At 72.6% G+C, this 248-nt stretch carries 1 protein-coding gene; it reads left to right on the plus strand.

Translation table 11 applies throughout. The features are described from left to right. A partial coding sequence (locus ACLJNW_RS27385; protein ID WP_410961702.1) for a 3-deoxy-7-phosphoheptulonate synthase occupies nucleotides 1-248 on the plus strand: 248 nt, incomplete at both ends.

The following is a 248-nucleotide window of genomic DNA, read 5'->3' on the forward strand; positions in this document are numbered from 1 at the left end:
GCATCGCCGAGGAGGTGGCGGCGTTCCGCCTGGCGGTGTCCGGCTCCGGCGGCGTGGCCGCCGGGCTGCACCTGGAAACCACCCCGGACGACGTCACCGAGTGCGTCGCCGATTCCAGCGGCCTGCACCAGGTCAGCCGGCACTACACCAGCCTCTGCGATCCGCGGCTGAACCCCTGGCAGGCGCTCAGCGCGGTGATGGCCTGGTCCGGCGCAGAAGCGATCCCGAGCGCAACCTTCCCCCTGGAG

Origin of the sequence: Salmonella sp. SAL4457, assembly GCF_046548235.1 — a bacterium.
Lineage (GTDB): Bacteria > Pseudomonadota > Gammaproteobacteria > Enterobacterales > Enterobacteriaceae > Salmonella > Salmonella enterica.